The 24808-nt window shown below is 33.6% G+C and carries 18 protein-coding genes; 1 reads left to right on the top strand and 17 read right to left on the bottom strand.

From position 1 onward, the window contains the following. Positions 1–203: 203 nt before the first annotated feature. The 16 genes from ACN5J3_RS09915 to ACN5J3_RS09840 form a co-directional block, all read right to left on the bottom strand. Complete coding sequence (locus ACN5J3_RS09915) at positions 204–2099, bottom strand: DUF349 domain-containing protein (protein WP_418511639.1); 1896 nt, start codon at positions 2097–2099, stop codon at positions 204–206. A 107-nt stretch (positions 2100–2206) separates the two neighbouring features. After that, positions 2207–2947, bottom strand: a complete 741-nt coding sequence (locus ACN5J3_RS09910) for a shikimate dehydrogenase family protein (protein ID WP_418511638.1) — start codon at positions 2945–2947, stop codon at positions 2207–2209. Beyond that, the gene (locus tag ACN5J3_RS09905) at positions 2940–3959 is read right to left on the bottom strand and encodes a DUF368 domain-containing protein (protein WP_418511637.1); all 1020 of its coding nucleotides are present in this window, start codon (positions 3957–3959) and stop codon (positions 2940–2942) included. Before ACN5J3_RS09905 ends, ACN5J3_RS09910 begins: the two co-directional genes overlap by 8 nt. Then, positions 3959–4972, bottom strand: a complete 1014-nt coding sequence (locus ACN5J3_RS09900) for a DUF368 domain-containing protein (protein ID WP_418511636.1) — start codon at positions 4970–4972, stop codon at positions 3959–3961. Before ACN5J3_RS09900 ends, ACN5J3_RS09905 begins: the two co-directional genes overlap by 1 nt. Positions 4973–5028: 56 nt before the next feature. Then, positions 5029–6414 (bottom strand): tetratricopeptide repeat protein, encoded by a 1386-nt coding sequence (locus ACN5J3_RS09895; protein ID WP_417289706.1) that lies wholly within the window; start codon positions 6412–6414, stop codon positions 5029–5031. Between the two features lie 152 nt (positions 6415–6566). Continuing rightward, positions 6567–7742 (bottom strand): aspartate aminotransferase family protein, encoded by a 1176-nt coding sequence (locus ACN5J3_RS09890; protein ID WP_418511635.1) that lies wholly within the window; start codon positions 7740–7742, stop codon positions 6567–6569. Between the two features lie 5 nt (positions 7743–7747). After that, entirely contained in the window at positions 7748–9559 is a 1812-nt protein-coding gene (locus tag ACN5J3_RS09885; protein WP_418511634.1) for an OstA-like protein, read from the bottom strand. A gap of 397 nt (positions 9560–9956) precedes the next feature. Beyond that, entirely contained in the window at positions 9957–11228 is a 1272-nt protein-coding gene (locus ACN5J3_RS09880; RefSeq protein WP_418511633.1) for an adenylosuccinate synthase, read from the bottom strand. Positions 11229–11239: 11 nt separating this feature from the next. Beyond that, positions 11240–11692, bottom strand: coding sequence for a Fur family transcriptional regulator (locus ACN5J3_RS09875; RefSeq protein ID WP_418509411.1), 453 nt, complete (start codon positions 11690–11692; stop codon positions 11240–11242). A gap of 27 nt (positions 11693–11719) precedes the next feature. Then, a complete protein-coding gene (locus tag ACN5J3_RS09870; protein ID WP_417289701.1) occupies positions 11720–13933 on the bottom strand; it encodes a RelA/SpoT family protein in 2214 nt (737 codons plus the stop codon). A gap of 62 nt (positions 13934–13995) precedes the next feature. Beyond that, the gene (locus ACN5J3_RS09865) at positions 13996–14451 is read right to left on the bottom strand and encodes a hypothetical protein (RefSeq protein ID WP_418511632.1); all 456 of its coding nucleotides are present in this window, start codon (positions 14449–14451) and stop codon (positions 13996–13998) included. A 5-nt stretch (positions 14452–14456) separates the two neighbouring features. Further along, the gene (locus tag ACN5J3_RS09860; protein WP_418511630.1) at positions 14457–15689 is read right to left on the bottom strand and encodes a M48 family metallopeptidase; all 1233 of its coding nucleotides are present in this window, start codon (positions 15687–15689) and stop codon (positions 14457–14459) included. Continuing rightward, complete coding sequence (locus ACN5J3_RS09855; protein WP_418511629.1) at positions 15686–16483, bottom strand: TrmH family RNA methyltransferase; 798 nt, start codon at positions 16481–16483, stop codon at positions 15686–15688. Before ACN5J3_RS09855 ends, ACN5J3_RS09860 begins: the two co-directional genes overlap by 4 nt. Before the next feature lie 76 nt (positions 16484–16559). Next, the gene (locus tag ACN5J3_RS09850; RefSeq protein ID WP_418511628.1) at positions 16560–17861 is read right to left on the bottom strand and encodes an amidohydrolase family protein; all 1302 of its coding nucleotides are present in this window, start codon (positions 17859–17861) and stop codon (positions 16560–16562) included. A 6-nt stretch (positions 17862–17867) separates the two neighbouring features. Beyond that, entirely contained in the window at positions 17868–20855 is a 2988-nt protein-coding gene (locus tag ACN5J3_RS09845) for an amidohydrolase family protein (RefSeq protein ID WP_418511627.1), read from the bottom strand. 79 nt (positions 20856–20934) lie between these two features. Continuing rightward, entirely contained in the window at positions 20935–22002 is a 1068-nt protein-coding gene (locus ACN5J3_RS09840; protein ID WP_418511626.1) for a DUF3810 domain-containing protein, read from the bottom strand. Between the two features lie 75 nt (positions 22003–22077). On the opposite strand from ACN5J3_RS09840, the gene ACN5J3_RS09835 reads away from it, so the two are divergent. Continuing rightward, positions 22078–23538 carry an aminoacyl-histidine dipeptidase gene (locus tag ACN5J3_RS09835; protein ID WP_418511625.1) on the top strand — a complete coding sequence of 487 codons (1461 nt, stop codon included), beginning with the start codon at positions 22078–22080 and terminating at the stop codon, positions 23536–23538. A 54-nt stretch (positions 23539–23592) separates the two neighbouring features. Here ACN5J3_RS09835 and ACN5J3_RS09830 read toward each other — a convergent pair whose 3' ends face one another. Beyond that, positions 23593–24807, bottom strand: a complete 1215-nt coding sequence (locus ACN5J3_RS09830; protein WP_418511624.1) for a peptidylprolyl isomerase — start codon at positions 24805–24807, stop codon at positions 23593–23595. Position 24808: the final 1 nt, after the last annotated feature.

Below are 24808 nucleotides of genomic sequence, written 5' to 3'. Positions count from 1 at the left end.
TTAACGCGTATATATAAAACAATGACACAAATTCATAAGTAGATTAATAGCATAATCAAAAATTACCTTACGTGTCATTGATACATTTAGTTATTTTTTGTTGGGAAAAAATAACTGTTTAGTTAGTTTAGTTAGGAACCGAAATCCTGTTTGAAGATTATTAATCAATAAGCAGGATTTGGTTATTTAATAAGGAATGTTTTTTAATAGAGTTCTTTTATTTTACTCAATTTGGTTTTCCATAATTTCAGCGATTCTTTATGCTGATTTATGTTATTGTGTACTTCTTTAACTAGTGGATTACTCTCATCAACATTGGTGAAAAACTGAAGGTTATTTTCAAGTTGATTTATTTCAGACTTTATCTCATTTATTTTTTTACGAATAAAAGTACGTTCATTATCTAAATGTCTTGAGTCTTGAGCATTGTTTAGTATTTCTAGTTTTGTGTCAAACTTAATAAGCTCTGCTTCATTTTTGTTTAGATTCAATTTGCTAAACAGCTCGTCTAATACGCTATTTAATTTTCCTTCTATATAGCGTTTGTTAGGTGGAACATTTCCAAGGTTTTTCCATGTATCAATATGCGATTTTATAAGTGTAATATCAGCATCTTTATCACCAGAAAGTTCTATGGATTTTATAGTGTCTAATAACTCACTTTTTTTAGCATAAGCTTCATTTCCTTCAGCGTTTGCTGCATTTTTAGCAGCGTGTAAGCGGTCAAAATAATGGTTACATGCTGCTTTGAATTGCAGCCATATTTTATCACTGTTTTTTCTAGGAACATGACCTATTTTTTTCCAATCACTTTGAATTTTTTTCATCAAAGGTGTTGCTGTTTCAAAATCGTCACTGTCTTTATTATCTTCAGCAATTTTTATTAAATCTAGCTTTTTTTGTAGGTTGTCGTATTGATCTTTCTTTAGGTCTTTATAAAAGGCGTTTTTCTTTCTATTAAAAGTTCTTACAACATCTTTAAATTTTGCCCATGTGGCCTCATTTACTTTGATAGGAACTTTACCGGCGTTAAAGAATTCGTTTCTTAAAGCTTCAACATCTTTTATGGCTGCTTGCCACTCTTTGTGTGAGTTTGCGCCTTTTTCAGCAATGACATTAATTTTGTCAATTATTGCGTGTTTTACTTTAAGGTTATCTTCATAAACTTTGTCAAGTTCAGCAAAATATAATTGGCGCTTGTCATGTATGGTTTTTGTAGCCGCTTTAAATCGGTTCCAGATTTCTTCACGATGTTCTTTTCCAACTGGACCAAGCTCTTCTTTCCACATTTTATGTAAAACTTGAAGCTCTCTAAAAGCACGATTTAAGTTGTCGTCTTTGGCAAGTTCTTCAGCGCGGTCTATTATTTTTAGTTTTTGCTCCAGATTGTGTTTAAAATCTAAATCGCGTAAGTCTCTATTTAAATGTAAAAAGTCATAAAAAATCTCAACATGATGATGATAGCTGTTCCAGGCATTATTGTACTTATCTCTAGGGATTGGTCCAGCATTTTTCCAGCGGTCTTGTAGCTCTTTAAAATGTTTGTAGGTTGTGTTAATGTTTTCTTCTACATTAATCAATCCTTTTATTTCTTCAATAATCTCAAGACGTTCAGAAAGGTTGTTTTTTAGACTAGATTGTATGTTGTTGTAATGAGCATTAAGCTTACTTCTATAGTCTTTGTATGTGTCTTTAAAGCGTTTTTGTAACGGGCTTGAGAAGTAAAAATCAATTTCGTTGCCTCCTTCATTTAAAAATTCTTCTTTTTTCTCATCAAGAAAGGCATTGAATTTTGATTTGAATTCTGTGCGTATGTTTTCAACATGAGTTTTTATAGCTTGAACCTTTTCGTTTTTTACAAGCTTATCAAGTTCTTCAACAAGGTCTTCCATAGACATTTTTTCATACTCTTTTTCTTCAATAGTATGACGGTCTTTAGAACCTTCATCTTCTGCATCTTCAGCGTTAGATTCGTCTATTTCATTTATAACAGCATCATCATCTTGAGGTGCTTCAGGTTGTGGCGTTTGTGCTGTATCATTTACAGTTTCTTGCTCTTTGTTTCCATCTGCTTCTTGCAGGTTATCTTGCTCTGACATCTTAAAAAAGTTTAAGGTTCTTAAATTCGCTTTAGCGTTAAAGATACTAACAAGTTAAATATTTACAAAGGGTTCCTAGTTTTTTAATAGATTTTAAAAATACGGGTTTAAGAATTCCAGATTTTCCAAGATTTTTCGGCTTGTAGTTTTAGCATTTCGTAACCGTTTATTGTTGTGGCCTTTTGCTGTTTTCCTTTTTTTAGAAATAAGGTTTCTTCAGGGTTGTAAATTAAATCAAAAAGGATGTGTTTTTCTGTGATTGCCTTATAAGGTATGTTAGGACAATGATTTATGTCTGGAAAGGTTCCTAATGGTGTACAGTTTATTATTATTTCATGTGTACTTAAAATATCTTCAGTAAGGCTATTGTAGGTTAGAGGTGCTTTCTTTTTAGAGGCTTCTCGAGATACAAATGTGTAAGGAATATCAAGTCTTTTTAAGCTAAAAGCAACAGCTTTACTGGCGCCACCTGTGCCTAATATTAAAGCACGTTTGTGATGCGATTTTAAAAATGGTTTTAATGATTTTTTAAACCCATAAAAATCGGTGTTATAGCCTTTTAATTTTCCTTTTTTAGTGATTTTTATAGTGTTTACAGCGCCTATTTTTTCAGCTTTTTTATCTATTTTATCCAAAAATGGAATAACGGCTTCTTTATAAGGAATGGTAACATTAAGCCCTTTTAAATTAGCGTTGTTTTTTAATATAGAAGGAAATTCTGCAATCGATTTTATATCAAAATTTTTATAAAAGGTGTCTTTAATGTTTTCGTCTTCAAATTTTATTTTAAAATAGCTTTCAGAAAAGGAATACGATATGTTTTTTCCTAATAATCCAAAATCAGTCATGAACTTTTCGTGTTTTTTGTCCGTAAATTTCTAATGCTAAAACAATAATTATTCCTAAAAGAATATAACCAACAGCATAGTAAGTTTCGGTATGTAAATCTGGAATGAAACGTTGGTAATTTTCAATAATTTTTTTTCCAGAAGAGTCTAGAATTATTGTTCCAGAATTAGATAATTTATAAATAGTTTTTTTCCACGGCCAAACAACACCAAGTGAGCCAATAATAAACCCAATAATTGAAGCCGTTGTTATGTTTTTGTAATGTTTTAAAATGTAATTTAATAAATGAGAAAAGGTTACTAATCCGGCAATAGAACCTAATGTAAATACGGCCAGAACTTTTAGCATTCTTATGCGTTCAGGATCTTTTGTGAAGCTGAAATCCCAACTTAAAATATTGGCAAATGTATCATACAAAGCATTTACGGAGTCTACGAGTAGTAGTACGTAATTTCCTAATAAAATAAGTATGAAAGACCCTGAAAAACCAGGTAATGTCATCCCCGAAACACTTATTATACCACAGAAGAAAACAAACCAAAGGTTATCATTTTCTTTTGCTGGGTCTAAAAAACTTATGCTTAATCCTATAACAATACCAATAATTAAAGATAAGCCTGTTTTGTAATTCCAGCTTTTAAAATCTTTGCTTATGTAATAAATAGAGCCTATAATCATTCCAAAAAACACACTCCAAACATAGAGCTCGTAATGAATAATTAAATAATCTAATATTTTTGAAACGCTGAAATAACTTATAAGCATCCCAAAAAATAACAGGCTTAAAAATCTTCCATTAATATATCTGAAAAAGCTTTTAAATCTTCCGTTTATAAGTAGCTTAAAGGCTTTACCATTTACTTTTTGAAGCGAGTAGATAAATTCTTCATAAAAGCCAGCAACAAATGCTACAACACCACCAGATACACCAGGAACTTTATTGGCAGCTCCCATTCCTAATCCTTTTAATACTAAAAAGATTTTGTCTGTTAGTGTTCTAGTACTTTGCATTATCGGTTTCTTTTACCTAGGCGTTCTAATATAAAAATAGTTAAAAATCCGGTAATCATTAATATTATAGCTGGTACTAATTGATCTTGAGCAGCGTATTTATTTAATTCAGAATAGTGAATAGGTGATATGCTTTTTTCTAAAATAGTTTTATAGGTTTCAAAATCATTACTTTGTATTTGTTGTACAGATAGTGTTGCAAATTCTGAAACTTTAGAAAACGGAACTATTTCTCCTGTTTCTTCAACCATAACTGATATGGTTTTTTTCCAAGGCCAAACTTTGTTTAGTGACCCAATAATAAACCCTGTAAGTAACGCTAATGTCAGGTTGTGATACTTTTTAAATAACCATTTTAAAATATGGCTAAAGCTTAACAAACCTACAAGAGCACCTAAAGCAAATATGAATATTTTTTTTAAATCAAAGTCATGAAAGGCATTGCTCAACGTTTTATATGCTCCAAGAATAAGCAAGATGAACGATCCTGAAATACCAGGTAAAATCATGGCGCAAATAGCAACAGCTCCAGCAAAAAATAAAAAATAAGGGCTGTTATTTACAGGAGAAGCAGGAATGGTTGTAATGTAATAAGCTAAAACGGCTCCAGAAATAATACCTAAAAAAGTGGTTAAATTCCATTTTTGTATTTGTTTTCCAACAAAATAAATGCTGGCTACAATTAGTCCAAAAAAGAATGACCAGATTAAAACAGGATGATATTCTATTAAGTATTTAGCTAGTCGCATAAACGACACAAAACTTATAACTATACCTATTAAAAGCGCAGTGATAAAATTACCATTTGCTGCTTTCCAAAAAGCACCAAAACCTTCTTGTTTTAAGGTTTTAAAAAGAGATAAGTTTATATTACTTATAGTCGCAATGAGCTCTTCATAAATACCAGATATAAAAGCAATAGTACCACCAGAAACTCCAGGAACGGCATCGGCAGCACCCATAGCTAAACCTTTTAGTGTGATGATTGTATAGTCTAAAAAGCGTCGTTGCATAGTTTGATTTTTAAGAAAATCAAAGGTATGTATTTTTAGTTAGACGATTAGACTTATTAATCTGTTTTTAATAAGGATTTAACTTGTTGTTTGTTATAAACTTTTGGGAAAAGTTCTTTTAGAATAAAAGCATATTCAGGGTTAAAATGTAGGCCGTTTTTTAAATGAAATGAGCCTTTCTCTGTTTCGTTTAGCGTATAGTATAATCCAGCCAATCGGTATTCTATTTCTGCATTTTCAGGATAAAATTCAGAAGCTTGTAAAAAATTATATACTGCGGCTTCGGTTTCACCTAACTGTAATAAAATATCACCTCTGGTTAGCCAAGTGTCAATCTCATAGTTGCCAAGTTCTAATGCTTTTTTAAAGCCTCGTTCAGCTTCTTCTAGAAAGTTTAAACGTTGGTTTATTTTAGCGTATAATTTCCAGTAAGTTACATTTTCTGCATCTATATTAATTGCTTTATTAATGTAGTAAAGTGATTTTTGAAAATTACGTTGTTTGGTGTAGAATTTTGTTATGGCGATCCAACCTTTATCTAATAAAGGGTCTTCGTGTACTGTTTTGTAGTAATATTGAACGGCTAATTCTTGATTTCCTAATTTCTCATAACATGAGCCAATACGTAAAAGAGCAAAAGATGTTGGGTCATCAAGTTTTAGAGTGATAGAATAATTTTCAATCGCTTCTTGATATTTTTTTAGCTTTTCTAATACTTTTCCCTTTTCTATATAAGCACCAATAAACGTGTCATCAGAAATAATTGCAAAATCAAAAGCTGCTAGTGCTTTTTTATAATCTTGTAAGTCGTAATATTGTTTTCCTAATTGGTGCCAAGCAACTTCACAATATGGGTTGTTGTTAAGGTATGCATTTAGGTATTCTATGGCTTCTTCGGTTTGTTCTAGAAAATCAAAGCAATACATCATGTTGTAAAGTGCTGAATAGTCTTCTAAATCAGTTTCTAAACACTTCATGAAATATGATTTAGCATCTTCAAACTTATCTAGAAACAAGTATTCCATACCAATTAGAGAATAAATATCAGACACATCTTCAGTAAGTTCTAATGATTTTTTTAAGACGTTTATAGCCTTTTCATGGTCATCTTTTTTAGATAGAATATTAGCCTTTTGAATGTATATTTCTTCGTTTTGAGGTTCTAAATCATGTAAGCTGTTAAGTATTTTATCAGCTTGATTTAATTTGTTTTCAAACACAAGAACTTCTACCTGAAACAATTTTAAATTAGTTGATGTAGGATGTTGTTCTAATCCTAATTTAATGGCTTTTTTAGCTAAAGCTACTTTGCCTTGTGTAAGGTAGTGATGAATTATGTTCTCAAATTCTTCAGAGTCAAAAAACAAAACATTATTTGTTTTTAGCATTGACTCAAATTTAGTAAGTGGTAAGTTGTTGTTGTCGTTAGGACTAAACTCCATAAGCACATTTGTATGGTTTACGTACTAAATTTAGTGTTCTAAATGAGTTAAAAACAGCGATTACGGCAAATGTTTTTAACAAAGTAATCAACAGGTTTGATGTGTTAGGGTGTTGTTTGTTGATTTTCAGTGGTTTTTGGTTTAAAAATAGCTTAAAGCGTGTCTAATATATCGGTAATGATTTTGCAGCCTTCTATAAGTTCTTCGTTTGAAATGGTTAGCGGTGGCGTTATTCGTATGGCTTTAGGTTCAAAAAGAAGCCAAAAAAGAATCAATCCGTTGTCTTGAGCTTTTAATACCACGTTGTTGGTTATATCAGCTGAAGGAGTTAAGGCAGCAAGCATTAATCCTTTTCCTCGTATTTCTGTAATCAATGGATGTATAAGGTGTTTTCGTACTAAAGCTTCTTTCTCAATAGCTTGTTGCATTAAATCACTTTCAACAACTTCTTTTAGTGTAGCATAAGCCGCAGCAGCAATAACAGGATGTCCGCCAAAGGTTGTTATATGACCAAACTTTGGATTGTCTTGTAGTAAGTCCATAAGTTTTGTAGATGCTGTAAATGCACCAATAGGCATGCCGCCTCCAAGTCCTTTACCTGAAACTAAAATATCTGGTATGCAGTTGTAGTTTTCAAAACCAAAAAGCTTGCCTGTTCTTCCTACGCCTGGTTGAATTTCATCTAAAATTAATAGCGCACCAACTTGGTCACAGCGTTTTCTAACATTTTCAAGGTAGTTGTTTTTTGGTTCTATAAAACCTGCTCCACCTTGTATGGTTTCTAAAATAACACAAGCTGTTTTTGTAGTGATGTTTGTTAAATCACTATTATCATTGAAAGTAATAAAAGAGACATCAGGCAAAAGAGGTCTAAAAGCTTGTTTTCGTTCTTCAAAGCCCATAATACTCATAGAGCCCATAGTATTGCCATGATAGGCATGCTTTGCGGCAATGATTTGAGAGCGACCTGTAGCTCTTTTTGCAAGCTTTAAAGCGCCTTCAATAGCTTCTGTGCCAGAGTTTGTTAAGTAGGTTTTATTTAATGATTCTGGTAGGTGTTTAGCTAATAACTTGGCTAGGTTTACAGCAGGCTCTTGTATGTATTCACCATATACCATGACATGTAAATAGCGGTCTAGTTGCTCTTTTATAGCCGAAACAACTTTAGGGTGTTTATGGCCTAATGTGCATGCAGACACACCAGCAACAAAATCTAAATAAGCTTTGTTTTTACTGTCGTAAATATAAGATCCGTTTGCGTGAGAGACTTCCATAGCAAGAGGATTTTCTGATGTTTGCGCTTGGTATGTGAAAAAATCTGATGTCATTGTAATTAATTGTCTCCTTGTTTTTTAGGAGCTTGTTTTGGGGGATTTACTAATACACCAGAATTTTTTAAAGAATCTTCTTGAATGCGTTGTTCTTGAATCTCTTTAGGGAGGTTTCTAGAAACTTTATAAGCTTTCTTTTTCTTTTCTTTTAAGTCCTGTTGCTGTTTTTTGTCTTCCTTTTCTTCTTCATCTTTTTCAGCTTGATCAATACGCTCTATCATAGCCTTGTCAAAGAATTCTTCTTGAGGAACATAGTCGTCTAGCCCTTTTATGGTAGGAAGGTTTAGAGGTGGGTCATCACTAAATAAGTCTTCTATACTTTTAGGTCGTTCTTCTTCTCGCCAAACAAAGCCACGTAGCTTTCTAGCGTTTTTAGGAAGTTCAGATTCTGGATATGTTTTTGCTTCGGCTTCTTTATATCTGTTATATTGATCTATTTCTCCTTCTTCAAAAAATATAGTAATACTTCCTGATTTTGCTTTGTCTATACCAAATAGTTCTTGCTCATCATTACGAGCATAAAAAATAGATTCGGCATTTTTGATGATATCAACCTGGTTTAAATTATTTTGGTCATCAAACAAGCCTGTAAGACTTTGACCTTTTACTTGATTGTAGCCATCTTCACTAATGGTATCTCTACTAACTATAAATGCATTTTCAAAAACAAAAAGGGAATCAATTTTTTCTGTTTCAGGATTAGATTTTATATGAATGGTGTCTCCAGTCATTTGGTTTTGTAAATTCCATAATACCGGTGTTCTTTTTTGAGCAAAAGGGTCATTGGATGATAATCGAGCTAGATTAATCATTTGTGTTAAACCGTTTAAGTGATCTACATGCACAGAATCTGCTTTGCCGCTCATGTCAGATTTATACATTTTTACATTTCTAAAAGCTCTTGTGATACGGTGTTCAGGTTTTCCTGTAACCATAAGTGTATCAGCATGCATATAGATGGAGTCTTTTTCTTGTACGGTAATTGCGAGGGCGCGCTTAGTAATAAAAACAGAATCTCGTTCTTTATAAACTTCAGCATAATGTCCTTTTATGACACTATTATTAGCTGTGTCTGTTACTTTAATATTGTTTGTGGCCGAAGCAAAACTTCGGTTATTGTCAAAGTACATACTATCTCCCTCAAAGATGCGGTTGTCATAATCTATGCGTGTTTTCTTGATGCCATAACCTATTTTGTTTTCGGTATCATAGAAGCCTCGCTCGCAGTAGGTTGTGCTCTCGTCTGTGGTGATTGTAGAAGGGCCATATAAATATGCATAACCGCTTTCTGAATAAAAATCTAATTGGTTGGTGTTTATTCTATAATCTGGGTGCACAAGTACAACATCATTTACGAATTGGTATTTTTTAGCATCCATGTAGTAACGTCCTATGGTACTTGTTATCGTTCCAGAAGAATCTCTAACTACACGGCCACCACTTTTGTAGAAAGATTGTTGCTTGACACGGTCAAAGTAGAGCGTGTCAGTGGTTAAAGTTGAGTTGGGTTCTGTTAAAACAACATCACCACTTGTAAATGCTAATTGCGTTTTTCCGCTATATTCAGCATACTTTGCGGTCATGTTTATGGTATCTCCTTGTTTCATACTTACATTGCCGTATGCTTCAATAAAGTCTTCGTTTGTGTAGAGTAGGGCTTGATCGCACCACATGTCTACGCCTTCATGCACCACGTGAATTTGACCAGAATCATCTCTTGTCATGGTTTTTATTCCTGGGTTTTTAGCATCATTAAATTCTAAAAATCCTGAATATTTTACCTCAATGCGTTTTTGTTCTTGTGCATTAGTCATGGTTGTGAACCATATCAAACAAAGAATACTGTATATGCGTAACTGTTTCAATAGATGTTGATTTTCAGCAAAAATAATGATTATAATAATCTTTGATTGTGGATTATGATTTTTTTAATAGAAAAGCTTATGCGATTGTTGTTAAGGAGCTGTTTAAGTTTTAGAGAAATACAATTGATTTTCTAGGAGTTTCATGCAAATTTTTGTTGGATATAAATCAAATAATGTATTATATGATTTTGTTTTAAAGTTTATTTAAGTGAACAAGATTAGGGTTGTGAGATGTTGTATTTAGGGCTTATATAGACAAACCCTGTCATGAAAATATTATGACAGGGTTTGTGTTATATTGTAATTATGTGATCCCAATCGTTGTTGGGATGCTATAATAGTAGAACTACCTAAAAATAGTTTGTTTTCTATCAGGGCCAACAGATACTATAGTGATAGGAGTTTCAAGTTCTTTTTCTAAAAATGCGATATAATCATTTAATTCTTTAGGCATTTTTGAAGCATCAGACATTTCTGTAAGATCTTCTGACCAGCCTTTAAAATCAGTGTAAATTGGTTCTACATTTTCAGGCTCGATGTTGTATGGTAAATGTGTGATAGTTTCACCTTTGTATTTGTAGGCTGTACATACTTTTAGGGTTTTGAAACCAGAAAGTACATCAGCTTTCATCATCATTAATTGTGTAACACCATTTACTTGGCAAGCATATTTTAAAGCTACTAAATCTAACCAACCACAACGACGTGGACGTCCTGTTGTTGCTCCAAATTCGTGACCAACTTTTGCCATAGTAGCACCATCTTCGTCAAATAATTCTGTTGGGAATGGCCCAGAACCAACACGTGTTGTGTATGCTTTGAAAATACCAAAAACATCACCAATTCTGTTTGGAGCAATACCTAAACCTGTGCATGCTCCGGCTGCTGTTGTATTGCTTGATGTTACAAATGGGTATGTACCGAAGTCTATATCTAATAATGAGCCCTGAGCGCCTTCAGCCAAAATGGTTTTTTTGTCTTTTTGAGCTTGAAAGATATATTCTTCAGAGTCTATAAGTTTTAATGATTTTAAGACTTTAACAGCTTCAAAGAATTCTTTCTCTAACTCGGCTAAATCATACTGTACATCTACATCATAGAACGCAATCATGGATTCATGTTTGTCTGCAAGAGCGCGGTATTTTTCTTTCCAGTCAGCTAATTCTAAATCACCTACACGAATACCGTTTCTTCCGGTTTTATCCATGTAAGTTGGTCCGATACCTTTTAGAGTTGAACCAATTTTTGCTTTTCCTTTTGAAGCCTCACTAGCAGCGTCTAGTAAGCGGTGTGTAGGTAGTATGATGTGCGCTTTTCTAGAGATAAAAAGGTTTTTTTTGTAATCAACGCCTTGTGCTTCTAGGTTGTCTAGTTCTTTTTTGAAAATGACAGGATCTATAACAACACCATTTCCTACTAAATTGACTGCATCGTCATGAAAAATTCCTGAAGGAATGGTATGTAAAACGTGTTTTTTACCATTAAATACTAGTGTGTGACCAGCGTTAGGCCCACCTTGAAATCTAGCAATAATGTTGTATTTGGAGGTAAGAACATCAACAATTTTTCCTTTGCCTTCGTCTCCCCATTGTAATCCTAGTAGTAAATCTACTGCCATTATAAAATATGTTATTTAGTTGTTTTTTTGTTGCCGTAAAAGTAAAGTGAGTGGTTTGTGATTTCAATATCAAAAACTTCTTCAATTGTTTTTTTGATAGATTGTATACGAGGGTCGCAAAATTCTATCACTTCACCAGTATCAGTTAGAATTACATGGTCGTGTTGTTTGTCAAAGTAAGATTTCTCATAATGAGCTTGATTTTGACCAAACTGATGTTTCCTAACTAATCCGCACTCTAAAAGTAGTTCTATAGTATTGTAAAGTGTGGCTCTACTAACGCGATACTTTTTGTTTTTCATGTTGAGGTATAATGATTCTATATCAAAATGCTCCTCACTATCATAAATTTCTTGAAGAATAGCGTAGCGTTCTGGTGTTTTTCTATGTCCTTTTTCCTCTAAGTAGGCTGTAAAGACATTTTTAACAATTTCCTGGTTTTTTATATCTGTTTTTACACTCATAATTTCAATGCAAATTTACACTTATTTTTAAACTCTGTATACTTTATCTATACCATTAATTTTTTTTAGGTTATCCATAAGCTTTTTTAACATGGTATTGTTTTGTACAACTACGTTAATTTTACCAGAGAAAACACCATCATCACTTTCAAAACTGATGCTTTTCATGTTGACATGCATGTTTGATGAAATGACTTGTGTAATGTTGTTTACGAGTCCTAAATTATCTATACCAGAGAGTTTTATTTGTGTTGCAAATTCTTGTTGTGAAGAATCAATCCATTTTGCAGTCATGATTCTGTATGCATAGTTTGATTGTAAACTTACAGCGTTAGGGCAGTTTTTTTTATGCACTTTTAGCCCATCGTTTATGGTAAGGAAACCGAATACAGGATCTCCTGGAATTGGATTGCAGCAATTTGCAAATTTGTAATCTAATTTTTCTTCTTCTTTACCAAAAACTAATTGATCATATTTTGATGTTATTTCATCTTTTTCTAGTTCTTCTTTTGGAATGGAAGGTTTTCTAGAGATTTTGTTTTTTAAGTAGCTCATAAAGGCATTGCTTCTGGATGAGGCAAAGTCTTTAAGCATGGCATTGTCTATTGTGCCGACACCAACACGATAAAATAAGTCTAAACTGGTTTTTAGTTTAAAATGATTAACGAGTTGGTTTATAGATTTTTCATCTAAATTTATTTTGAGCTGTTTTAGTTTACGGCGTAAAATTTCTTTTCCGTCTTCAGCAATTTCTTTTTTATCTTCTTTAAGAGCTGATTTAATTTTGCTTCTAGCACGTGCTGTTGTGGCATAATCTAGCCAGTTAGGGTTAGGTTTTGCGCTTTCAGAGGTTAACACATCAACACGGTCACCGCTTTTTAGGGTATGGCTTAAAGGGACTAGTTTGCCGTTTACTTTAGCGCCACGAGTTTTCATACCAATTTCAGTATGAATACTAAAAGCAAAATCAAGAGGTGTTGCGCCTTTAGGTAATGATTTTAAATCGCCTTTTGGGGTGAAAACAAAAATTTCTTTAGAGTAAAGATTTAGTTTGAACTGCTCTACAAAGTCTACAGCATTAGTTTCAGGGCTTTCTAAAGCTTCTTGAAGTCTTGATATCCATGAGTCTAAACTGTCGTCATTGTCATTACCTTCTTTATATTTGTAGTGTGCTGCATAGCCTTTTTCTGCAATTTCATTCATGCGTTCACTACGAATTTGTACTTCTACCCAGCGTCCTTTAGGGCCTACAACGGTAATATGAAGAGCTTCGTAACCTGTTGATTTTGGTGAGGATATCCAATCACGAAGTCTTGTAGGGTTTGGTCTAAAATGATCTGTAACGATAGAGTAAATTTTCCAAGCTAGGAACTTTTCATTATCAAGATCACTGTTGTAAATAATTCTTACCGCAAACTTGTCATATACTTCATCAAAGGTAACGCCTTGATTAAGCATTTTTCTGCGTATAGAAAATATAGATTTTGGACGCCCTTTGATTTCGTAATTAAGCCTTTCTTTATCTAGAGACGTTCTGATAACATCACTAAACTCTTTTATATAAGCATCTTGTTCTTCTTTACTTTCTTTAATTTTTGTTAGAATGTCATTGTATACTTCAGGTTCTGTATATTTTAGGCCTAAATCTTCTAGTTCGGTTTTTATATTATATAAACCTATTCTATGAGCTAATGGAGCATAAATGTATAGGGTTTCAGATGCGATTTTCACTTGTTTGTCAGCACGCATAGAATCCATAGTTTGCATGTTGTGCAACCTGTCAGCAATTTTTATGATAATAACTCTTACATCATCATTGAGTGTAAGCAGCATTTTTCTAAAATTTTCTGCTTGTAGAGAAACATCGGTAGATTTGTTTAGAGAGGAAATTTTTGTAAGTCCATCAACAATACGAGCTACAGTTTCACCAAAAAGTTGTTCAATGTCAGAAATAGCGTAGTTTTCGTTGTCTTCAACAACATCGTGTAGTAATGCAGCGGCAATAGATGTTGCGTCAAGTCCAATTTCTTGAGCTACAATTTTAGCCACAGCAATAGGATGGAAGATGTAAGCTTCTCCAGATTTTCTTCGTTGTTCGCTGTGTGCATCTAAAGCGACTTCAAAGGCTTTTCTTATTAGTTTTTTGTCGTCATCAGAAAGGGTTCTATAACTTACTCTAAGGAGCTCTTTGTAGGCTTTGGCAATGGCAGCGTTCTCTTTTTCTATATCAATTTCTGTCATATAACTAAAATAAGATAAAGAAACTTAATGAGCAATAGTTTGTTTTGGTTTTTATAGGACTTTTATAGCAAATACTTTCCATTTTTATCAGGAAAAACACTTATTAGGCTCTCATAAATGTCAGGATGCGATTTTATTTTGTAAGTATTTGAATTTTTAGTTTCTATTAAAAACTCAACTGTGTTTTCATCGTAATATATAATGCCATAGCTTTTAAAAAACGTTATGTCTTCATATTTTATTGGGATAAAGCCAATTTTAGCCTGTATAATAATTCCTTCGTTTATAAAGTCAATAGTGGCTGTGTCATAGGTTCTGTAATAAGCTAAAGAACCAGAGATGACAAATGCAAGTAGTAGTAGAAAAATAAAAATTGCATTTTCGCTGAAATTTAATCTATAAAAGCTAGCTGATACCAAGTAGTAGATTAAAACTAAAAACAACACGATACTTAAAATATTACCTAACTTATTTATGAAGTGTTTTTCTTTGAATTGTATTTGAACCGTTTTTTTCAAATGGTTTACTTCTTTAAGTTTTGAACTCGCTTTAATAATGAAGGATGTGAGTAGTGCATAAAAACATAAGCAGGATGTGGTGTAAGGTTGCTTAAGCTGTTTTTAGATAGTTTTTTTAAGGCAGAAATTAGCGGTTGAGCTTTGTAAGTGTACTTTGCATAATCATCAGCTTGGTATTCAAATTTTCTTGAGAACCAGTTCATAATTAAACCTGTGATTTCAGAAATCGGTGCATACAGCATTCCAAAAGCTATTAAACCAATGTGAAAGCTCGGTGTTTTTACACCAATGGCTTGTGATAGTATAGGGTTTGAAATAAAAATTGAAAGGATGTACAGTGTAATACCTGTTAAGATAACCGAGGCAACAAGGTTGAAAATAATGTGTTTCTTTTTGTAATGTCCAACTTCATGCGCTAATACAGCCACAATTTCATCATCATCTAAATCATTGATTAAGGTATCATAAAGTGTAACACGTTTTTCGCTGCCAAACCCAGAGAAATAAGCATTGGCTTTTGTACTACGTTTAGAACCATCAATTACAAATATTTTATCTAGTTTAAAGCCAACGGTATTTGCGTAAGCTGATATTTTATCACGTAATGTACCAGGTTCAAGAGGTGTTTGTTTGTTGAATATAGGTACTATTAATTTAGAGTAAAACATATTCATAAACACTGTAAAAGCAGTTACTAAAGCCCAAGTATAAAGCCAGAAGTTTGTTTTTGTAGCTTGATAAAACCAGATGATTAAGGCTAAAATGCCGCCACCAACTATAGCCATCATTACCCAGCTTTTTATCTTATCTAAGAAGAATGTTTGTTTGGTAGTTTTATTAAATCCAAAACGTTCTTCTATAACAAAGGTTTTATAATAAGAAAATGGCGTTGTGATGATGTCACTGCCTATCATAATAATGCCAAAGAAAACTAACGCTATAACTATCGTGTTGTCACTAAATTCTCTTGCTATATTGTCAATGTATTCAAAACCGTCAAACACTAAAAAAACCAATGTAAGCAGAAGCGAAAAGGAGCTTGTAATAACACCAAACTTATAATTTGTTGTTTTGTAAGCTTGTGATTTTTTATAATCAGCTTCGTCATAAACATCTTTTAAGGTTTCAGGAATTGTATCATTAAAATGCTTTGCGTTGAGGGTATCTAAAACCTTGTCAACAATAAAGTTGATAATAATAATAGCTATGATGATGTAGAAAAGCGTAGTAGCTGTCATTTAAAATTGCGTTGTCGTTTTGTTTCAAAAATAAGTATTCCTGCAGCAACAGAGACATTCATAGAGTCTATTTCGCCTTGCATAGGGATAATGATATTTTGGGTAGAAGCAGTAAGCCATTCATCACTTAAGCCTGTAGCTTCAGTGCCAACAACAATGGCTGTAGGCTTTGTGTAGTCTTGTGTGTGGTAGTTTACAGAAGCCTGTAATGCTGCACAGTAAATATGTATGCTGTTAGCTTTTAGGTAGGTTATAATTTGCGTTGTGGTTCCTGTGGCAATAGGTTTTGTAAACACACAACCCACGCTAGAACGAATAATATTGGGGTTGTACAAATCGGTTTTAGGATTAGCGATTATAACAGCGTCAACATTAGCAGCATCGGCAGTGCGTAAAATAGCACCTATATTGCCTGGTTTTTCAGGGGCTTCAGCGACTAAAATTAGTGGGTTTTTAGAGCTTAACTGAATATCGTTCAGGTTGTGTTGTTTTGACTTTGCAACAGCAAGAACGCCTTCGGTAGTGTCTCGATGTGCTAGTTTTTGATAGACCTCTTTAGATATTTCTATGATATTGTATGATGTACCTATTAGACTTTTCAATTCTGATTCAGAAATTAACTCAGAATAAAATAAAACCGTTTCAATAGTATAGTCTCCTTTTATAGCTAATGATAACTCGCGCTTACCTTCAATTAAAAAGTTTCCCGTTTTTTTACGAGCTCGAGATTTTTCCTTGAGTTGGAATAGGTCTTTTATAAAAGCGTTTTGAACGCTAGTAATTTGCTTTGTCATAATGAATAGCAAAAGTAAGGTTTTTGCTTAAACTATAATTTAAAAAAAAGCGAGTCTATCAGACCCGCTTTTTATATTATTGATTTTTGTATTTATTTGAATAACGTTGCCAAAGTTCGGTTTGGTGAGTTTCTAAACTTATATCGCGTCCTTGAATAAAAGCTTTTATTAACTGGTTGGTTCGCATATCAAGAGCATCACCTTCACTAATGAATAGTGTAGCATCTTTACCTACTTCTAGTGAACCACAAATCTCATCAACGCCTAATATTTTTGCTGTATTAGAGGTGATAAGTTTTAGAGCTTCTTCTTTATCAAGTCCGTAAGCTGCGCAAGTTCCAGCATAAAAAGGCAAGTTTCTTGAGTTCATACGTTCCATATCACCGTTTGCTTGTAGAGCAACCAGAATACCTTTGTCTACTAATAGTTTTGCAGCTTTAAAAGGTAGGTCATAGTCTTCATCATCAGTATTAGGTCGACTATGTACGCGGTTCAATATAACAGCAATGTTATGCTGTTTTAGTAAATCGGTTACTTTGTAAGCTTCGTATCCGCCAATTATAACTGTGTTTTTTACACCTGTATCTTTGGCAAACATAATAGCGTCTGTTATGCTTTTCTCATCATCAGCATGAATATATAGCGTTTTACTTCCTGTAAAAATAGGTTTCAAAGCATTAAAAGGAAGGTGTTTTGTGTTATTATCTCCGTTATTATAAGCTTTGCTTTGGGTAATGTAAGATGTTAGTGCTTCAACTTGTTTTCCGTAATTATCATTAGGCTTTAATGTTGCTGGTTCTCCAAGCCACCAGCGGCCTTTTGAATAAGGATTTGGCCAGTTTAAATGAATGCCATCATCTGTTTTTATTGAAGCGTCTTCCCAGTTCCAAGCATCAAACTGCACAACTGATGATGTGCCAGAAATACGACCGCCTTGCGGTGTGATTTGCCCCACTAAAACGCCATTAGGACGCATACTTTCTATGATTTTAGATTCGGTGTTGTAAGCAATCAAACTACGGATGTGAGGATTCATTTGCCCTACTTCTCGGTTGTCTTGAGTGGCTCTTACGGCATCAATTTCTACCAAACCTAATGTTGAGTTAGGAATGATAAAACCTGGATATATATGCTTGCCTTTAGCATTGATAATGGTTCCTTTTCTTGCAATTTTTGCCATAGCACTACCAACAAATGTAAGCTTACCGTTTTCAAACATGATTAATGAGTTTTCAATAACATCACCAGTTCCGAGGTGCGCGGTAGCGCCTTCAATAGTTATAGCTTGCACTTGTTTTGATGCAGGTGTTTGTTGTGCTGTTATTGTTGATACACACAACAATAAAACGAATACAGTAAATAGTTTTAAAATTTTCATAGTGTTTTAGTTTTGGTGATCAACAGTGTCACAGTGTAATATGTGCTTTTCTTTGTTTTTAATTGGTTGTGTTTTTAAGCCTTTATTTTTTGCTTGAAGCATCATAGTAATAAGCTCGTTCTTTTCTTTCTTCATATCAGCACGCATGGCTTTATCTTTTTCTATATCAAAATAGACAGCGCCTTCAATAATGGTTTTTTCGGCTTTAGCGTATATTGATAATGGATTGTCAGACCATAGAACAACATCGGCATCTTTACCTATTTTAATACTTCCAACACGGTTATCAATATGTAAAAGTTTTGCAGGGTTTAGTGTTACAAATTTCCAAGCATCTTCTTCAGTCATGCCTCCGTATTTAACAGTTTTTGCAGCTTCTTGATTTAAACGTCTAGACATTTCGGCATCGTCACTATTTATAGCAACAGTAACACCTTGATTGTGCATGATTGCTGCATTGTAAGGGATTGCATCGTTAACTTCAAATTTGTATGCCCACCAATCACTAAATGTTGAGCCGCCAACGCCATGAGCTTTCATTTTATCTGCTAGTTTGTAGCCTTCTAAAATGTGTGTAAAGGTGTTGATGTTAAAATTGAATTTCTCTGCTACTTTCATAAGCATATTTATTTCGCTTTGCACATAGGAGTGACAAGAAATAAATCGTTCTTTATTTAGAATTTCAGCGAGTGTTTCTAATTCTAAATCTTTACGATATGGTTTCCCGCTTTTTTTAAGAGCGTCATATTCTTGTGCTCTGGTAAAATAATCGATATATACTTGTTCTACACCCATTCTTGTTTGTGGGAATCGGGTTCTTGCATTATCGCCCCAATTAGATTGTTTAACATTTTCACCCAAAGCAAATTTTATAAATTTTGGCGTGTTGTTGTAAATAAGTTGGTTGGCAGATTCTCCCCATTTTAGTTTGATAATAGCCGAACGACCACCAATAGGATTTGCTGATCCATGTAGAATTTGGATTGATGTAACGCCACCTGCTAAATTGCGATAAATATCAATGTCTTCAGGGTTTACAACATCTTCAATAGTAACTTCGGCTGAAGAGTTTTGACCAGCTTCATTTACGGCATCAGTAGCAATATGCGAATGCTCATCTATAATACCAGCAGTTAGGTGTTTTCCTGTGGCATCAATTACTTGTGCATTGCCGGCAGATAAGTTAGTACCTATTTTAGCAATTTTTCCATCTTTGATTAAAACGTCTGTTTGCTTAAGAATGCCTTCGTTTTCGTTTGTCCAAACAGTAGCGTTTTTAAATAAAATAGCTTCTTGTTGAGGTAGTGTTTTAGAGCCAAAAGCTTCGTTAGGATACGTTACAGGAAATAGTTTAACAGCATCGTCATTCTTTTTATTGTTTTTATCATCATTGTCATTTTTTGTTTTATCAGCTTTTTCAATTTTTGTGGCATAAAATGATGTTTCATTTCCGTTTGGTAAAATAGCTTTACCATTTAGGTTTTTTGAAGCTGTTACTCTTGATGATAACCTAATGTAGTCTTGTTTTGTAGTATCAATACTAGAGAATGTAATGTTTACCCAATCATCATTGTACGTTATTTTAGAACCTAAATTGTTGTTGTCTGTTTTTATGCTAGATTTAAGCTTGTTTAACTCTCCAGAAATTGAAAGTTCGTAATCGGTGCCAGCTATAGACAGTTTGTAGTCGCCACGAATATCTGTAGTATTCATAGGTGCAATTTCATGTTTTTTTCCTTTTACCCAGTTTTCATAAAGCGTTGTTTCTTTTTCAAAAACATCACCCGAAGTAATTAAAAAGTTTGCGTATGCGCCATTTTTAAGGGTTCCTAAAGTGTTTTCTTTACCTAGTATTTTTGCAGGAACAGTTGTTAGAGCCTCAAGAGCTTTGGTTTTGTCTAGACCATATTCAATTGCCTTTTGAATGTTAGGCATGAAATCTTTAGGAGCTTTAAGTCCGTGTAGTGTTAATGTAAATGGCACGTTTTTTTCTGCTAAAAATTTTGGGTTTGCAGGTTTTTGGTTCCATTCACGTAAGTCTGATAAACTTGCAGCTTGAGCTAAAAGCGGATCTTCAACATCATAAGCATCAGGGAAATCTAATGGGATAATAAATGTAGCATTGGTAGCCTTGATAGCATCTATGCGCTCGTATTCATCGCCACCACCTACAATAACATATTGTGTGTTAAATTCATCACCTAGTTTATCTAATCGGAGCGCATTCATTTTATTCCCAGCATGAATAACTTGTACTAGGGATTTGTTTTTGTTAAATGCCTCTAAAGAGCGATCGGTTGTTTTAGCAAGGCCTTTTGCATACCAATCAGCATCATAATTTACTTGTCTTAAAAGTGCCATTGTACCCATTAATGATGTAGGATAGGCTTGCCTTGAAGCCACACTTTTTCTTAATGATAAATATTGTATTGAATTGTTATCTAATATTCTGTCAGCATCACTTCCTTGAGGAATTAAGGCAATTAAGCTTCCTGTTCCTTGAATAATACCATCAGGAATGTGAGTGTTAACAACACCAAAGCCGGCTTTTCGTAAATCTTCAGCAGTTTTATCATTAAAGTTGAAATGATCAATAGCCTTTTGTTCGGGTCTTATGTGATCATTCCAGTAGTAGCCTTCACGGTTAGAGTCGTATTGAGGAGCTCTTGAACTAGCAGCTGAATTAGGCTTGCTGACACCAAAATCGGTATAGATATCAATAAATGAAGGATATATTGTTTTACCTTCAATATTAATTATCACTGTGTTTTTTGGAATTGAAACAGATGAGCCAGAAGCCACTACTTTGCCATCTTTTATAAGAAGTGTTCCTTTTTCAATAATTTGTGTTGGCGAAGTGTAAATTTTAGCATTTGTAAATGCTGTATAGTTTGAATTGGTTGTTTTTACACCATCGTTTTTAGGGAAATAGTCTTGTGCCGATAAAGAGAAAGTACACAAAACCATCACGATAACTAGATACTTTTTTATCATTTGGTATGGGTTAGAAAATTTGAAGTCTAAATATAGTTAATATGTATTGTTCAAGAATTTGATTTTATCTTTTTAACATTTACAAGTCGTGGTTTTCAAAGTAATTCACTACAAGTGCTACCACATAACTATAGCTTTTCATGCCGTCTTTTTGATTATTGGCTTGAAGGTATGAATTGTAGGTTTTTTTAAATAAAGGTTCAGTTGGATTTTTGTAGCTATCCCAAAACAATTGTACTTCTTTGTAGTTTTTTAGAATACCAATGTTGATGTTTTCTACTAAACAAATATATAATTCAGGATCTCTTAAATAAATTTCATTAAGGCAATGGCGTAGAGCAAACGTGTAACCAGAATATTTAAAGTAAGTATCAGGATGATTCATAGCTGCCAAGCTCCCAATAAAGTTAGCTTCATTTTCAGCAGCATAACCAAGCTGGTGAGCAACTTCATGAGAAGCTGTTGTGGGAAATTTGTAAGACGGAATTAAACCATCTACTTGCGCTTCGTTTGTTAATGGGTTTAAATAGCCGCTAAAACCCATGTAGGTTAGCGGTAAGCTAAATAGAGATTTTTTAATACTAATGGGTTTGTATTCTAAATGTGGATACGTTTCTTTTAAAACATCATATCCTTTAGGGACAAGATTTAAAATGTCTCTTTTAGAATAGGGAAATACCACTTTTAAAGTGTCATTTTTTGCAATGTCAAATTGTAATGAATTAGATTTTTCTATTAGTTTTTTTGAGACATTAACTAATTGTTCTGTGGTGTAATCTGCATCTAGATGTAAATTAGTATGAAGAGGTTTTCTATAATAATTTAATGCCCAAAACGCATGAAATGCAAAATAGACAACAGAAATGGTAGAAAATACATCAATAAACCACTGCTTTGTATTTTTCCTCAAGCGTTGCTTGTTAATAATAAACCATCTAAAAATGTAAATGATGGCAATCGCATAAAAAATATCGCCAAAAGAAAATGGAAGCCAGCCAAAAACGTATCGTAATGCTTTAGAAATAATAGGGTAAATACCGTTGCTGTAATAGGTTTCTATAAAATCTGGGAATCTAGAAAGTACTTTTACAACAACGTATAGCGGAATTATAGCAAACGCTAAATAAGGTTTTGGGTGTTTCAGCATCTTTCAAAAATAAGGAAATGTTTGTAATACTCTATGAGTTATAACTACCTTTGTGAAAGTAAAAAAATAGACACAATGAATTCAGAAATAAGAGAATTAGAACCAAAACAACTTTGGAATAAGTTTGCCGATTTAAATGCTGTGCCAAGAGCTTCTAAAAAAGAAGAACAGATTATTGCTTTTATGAAAGACTTTGGTAAAAATCTAGGACTAGAAACTATAGAAGATGAAGTAGGAAATGTTATCATTAAGAAACCAGCAACCGCAGGTATGGAAGACCGAACAACTGTGGTTATGCAATCACATTTAGATATGGTACATCAAAAAAATGCGGATACCAATTTTGATTTTGCTACACAAGGTATTGCAATGTATGTAGATGGAGATTGGGTTCGTGCAAAAGGTACTACACTTGGAGCAGATAATGGTTTAGGTGTTGCGACAATTATGGCTATTTTAGAAAGCACAGACATAGCACATCCTGCAATAGAAGCTTTATTTACCATTGATGAAGAAACAGGTATGACAGGTGCTATGGGACTTAAAGGAGGTTTGCTAGAAGGCGGTATTCTTTTAAATCTTGATACCGAAGAAGATGACGAAATAGGTGTTGGTTGTGCTGGTGGAGTAGATGTTACAGCAAGACGTAGCTATAAAGAGGAAGAGACTCCAGAGTTTAAAACAGGATTTACTGTAACAGTAAAAGGTTTACAAGGCGGACATTCAGGAATGCAAATTCATGAAGGATTAGGAAATGCAAATAAAATAATGAACCGTTTATTGTTTGATGGTTTTGAGAATTTTGGATTACGTATTTCTGAAATAGACGGAGGAAGTCTTCGTAATGCAATACCTAGAGAAAGTAAAGCCATTGTAGCTATAGATAGTATACATGAAGATGCTTTTATTATGGAGATGGCTCAAATGGCTCAGGTTATTAAAACCGAGTTAAAGACTATGGAGCCAGATTTAGAAATAGAGGTTTCAAAATCTGAAACACCAAAAATGATTATGGATTTAGGTGTTCAAGAAGGGCTTACACGTGCACTTTATGCTGCTCTAAATGGTGTTTATAGAATGAGTGCAGATATTCCTGATTTGGTAGAAACATCAAATAACATAGCACGAGTTATTGTAAAAGACGGTGAGATAAAAATAGGATGTTTAACACGTTCTTCAGTAGAAAGTTCTAAATGGGATTTGGCTAATACATTACGCGCAACGTTTGAATTAACTGGTTGTGAAGTAGAGTTTTCAGGTGACTATCCGGGTTGGGCTCCAAATATGGACTCGCCAATACTTAAAGTACTCGATGCCTTATATGAAGAAATGAATGGAGAAAAAGCGCATGTAGCTGCTTGTCACGCTGGTTTAGAGTGTGGTATTTTAGGGCAAAATTATCCAGATATGGATATGATAAGTTTTGGGCCAACTATAAAAGGAGCGCACTCTCCAGATGAACGAGCAAGTATAAGTTCAGCACAAAAATATTGGAAGTTTGTTCTTGAGATTTTAAAACAAATTCCTAAAAAATAACCCCAAAAAAAAGCAGCTTTAAAAGCTGCTTTTTTTTATCTATATAAGGTGTTGTTATTTATCTATGCCAACAAGCTCTATATCAAAAACAAGGTTAGTGTTTGGTGGAATAGGTCCTCTACCGCTATCACCATAACCTAAATAAGACGGAATAAAAGCTTTTACTTTATCACCTATGTTCATATTTAACATAGATTCTCTAAAGCCAGGTACTAACTGTGCAGTTTCGTTATAAGGCATTGAAAAAGGTTTGTACATTCCAGCTTTATCTTGCTGCTCATTATATTGGTTATTAGCTTGAGCCACGTCTTTTTTTGTGGTGTAAAACAAGCGACCATCTACAAAGTAACCAGCGCAATCAATTAGTGCTTTTTGTTGAGATGTAGGTTTTTCATCAGTGCCTTTTTCAGTAAAAATCATTACTAAACCAGTTTCAGTACGTTTTACAGTTCCTAAATCACCATATTTTTTTATAAAAGAATCTGCGGCTACAGCAGCACTTTCTTTAATTTTCTTTTCAGCTTCTTCTTTGATAGCTGCTATTTTATCACCTAAATTTGGGTATTCATCAGAAAAAACTTTTGCAGCATCAAATGCTTTAGCATCAGCACCTTTTCTTATGATGTTTACCTCTGTCATAACAACATCTTCTAAAGGCTTATTTAAGGTTTGTCTATCTTTAGATACTGCTACATTTGAAATGCTATCTTGTACATCAAGCCCTAAAACTAATTCTCCAAAAACACCATGACAACTTACTCTTGGGTTTTCGCAAGGCTTTAAATTTCCATTTGCATCAAAAGCATCTAAACTTGGGTAAGGAACTTCAGTGATAAAAAATTGACTTCCGTTAGTGTCTAAACCACCAGAGTTAGCCATTGATAATATACCTGGTTTATCGTGTCTTAAGTTAACGTCAAACTCACTTGTGAATTTGTATCCAGGTCCGCCCATTCCGTTTCCATCAGGATCTCCTCCTTGTATCATGAACTTATCCATAACTCTATGGAAAGTAAGTCCGTTGAAATATTTTTTGTTTTTAAATTTTTCATCAGTCATAGGATGTGTTCCTTCAGCAAGAGCGACAAAATTTGCTACAGTAGCAGGTACTTCTTTATAAAATAATTTAGCTACCATTGTGCCTTTGTTTGTTACAAATTCAGCATATAACCCATCTTCTAATTCTGGGTATTTTTGCTGACTACATGACGTAAAACTTATAAGTAACGAAAGTGCTAAAAGCTTGATACTATTTTTTAAGATTTTCATT

It is taken from the genome of Corallibacter sp. (assembly GCF_048381695.1).
In the GTDB taxonomy this organism is placed as follows: Bacteria; Bacteroidota; Bacteroidia; order Flavobacteriales; family Flavobacteriaceae; genus Corallibacter; species Corallibacter vietnamensis.
This window is presented reverse-complemented; position numbering and strand designations above follow the sequence as displayed.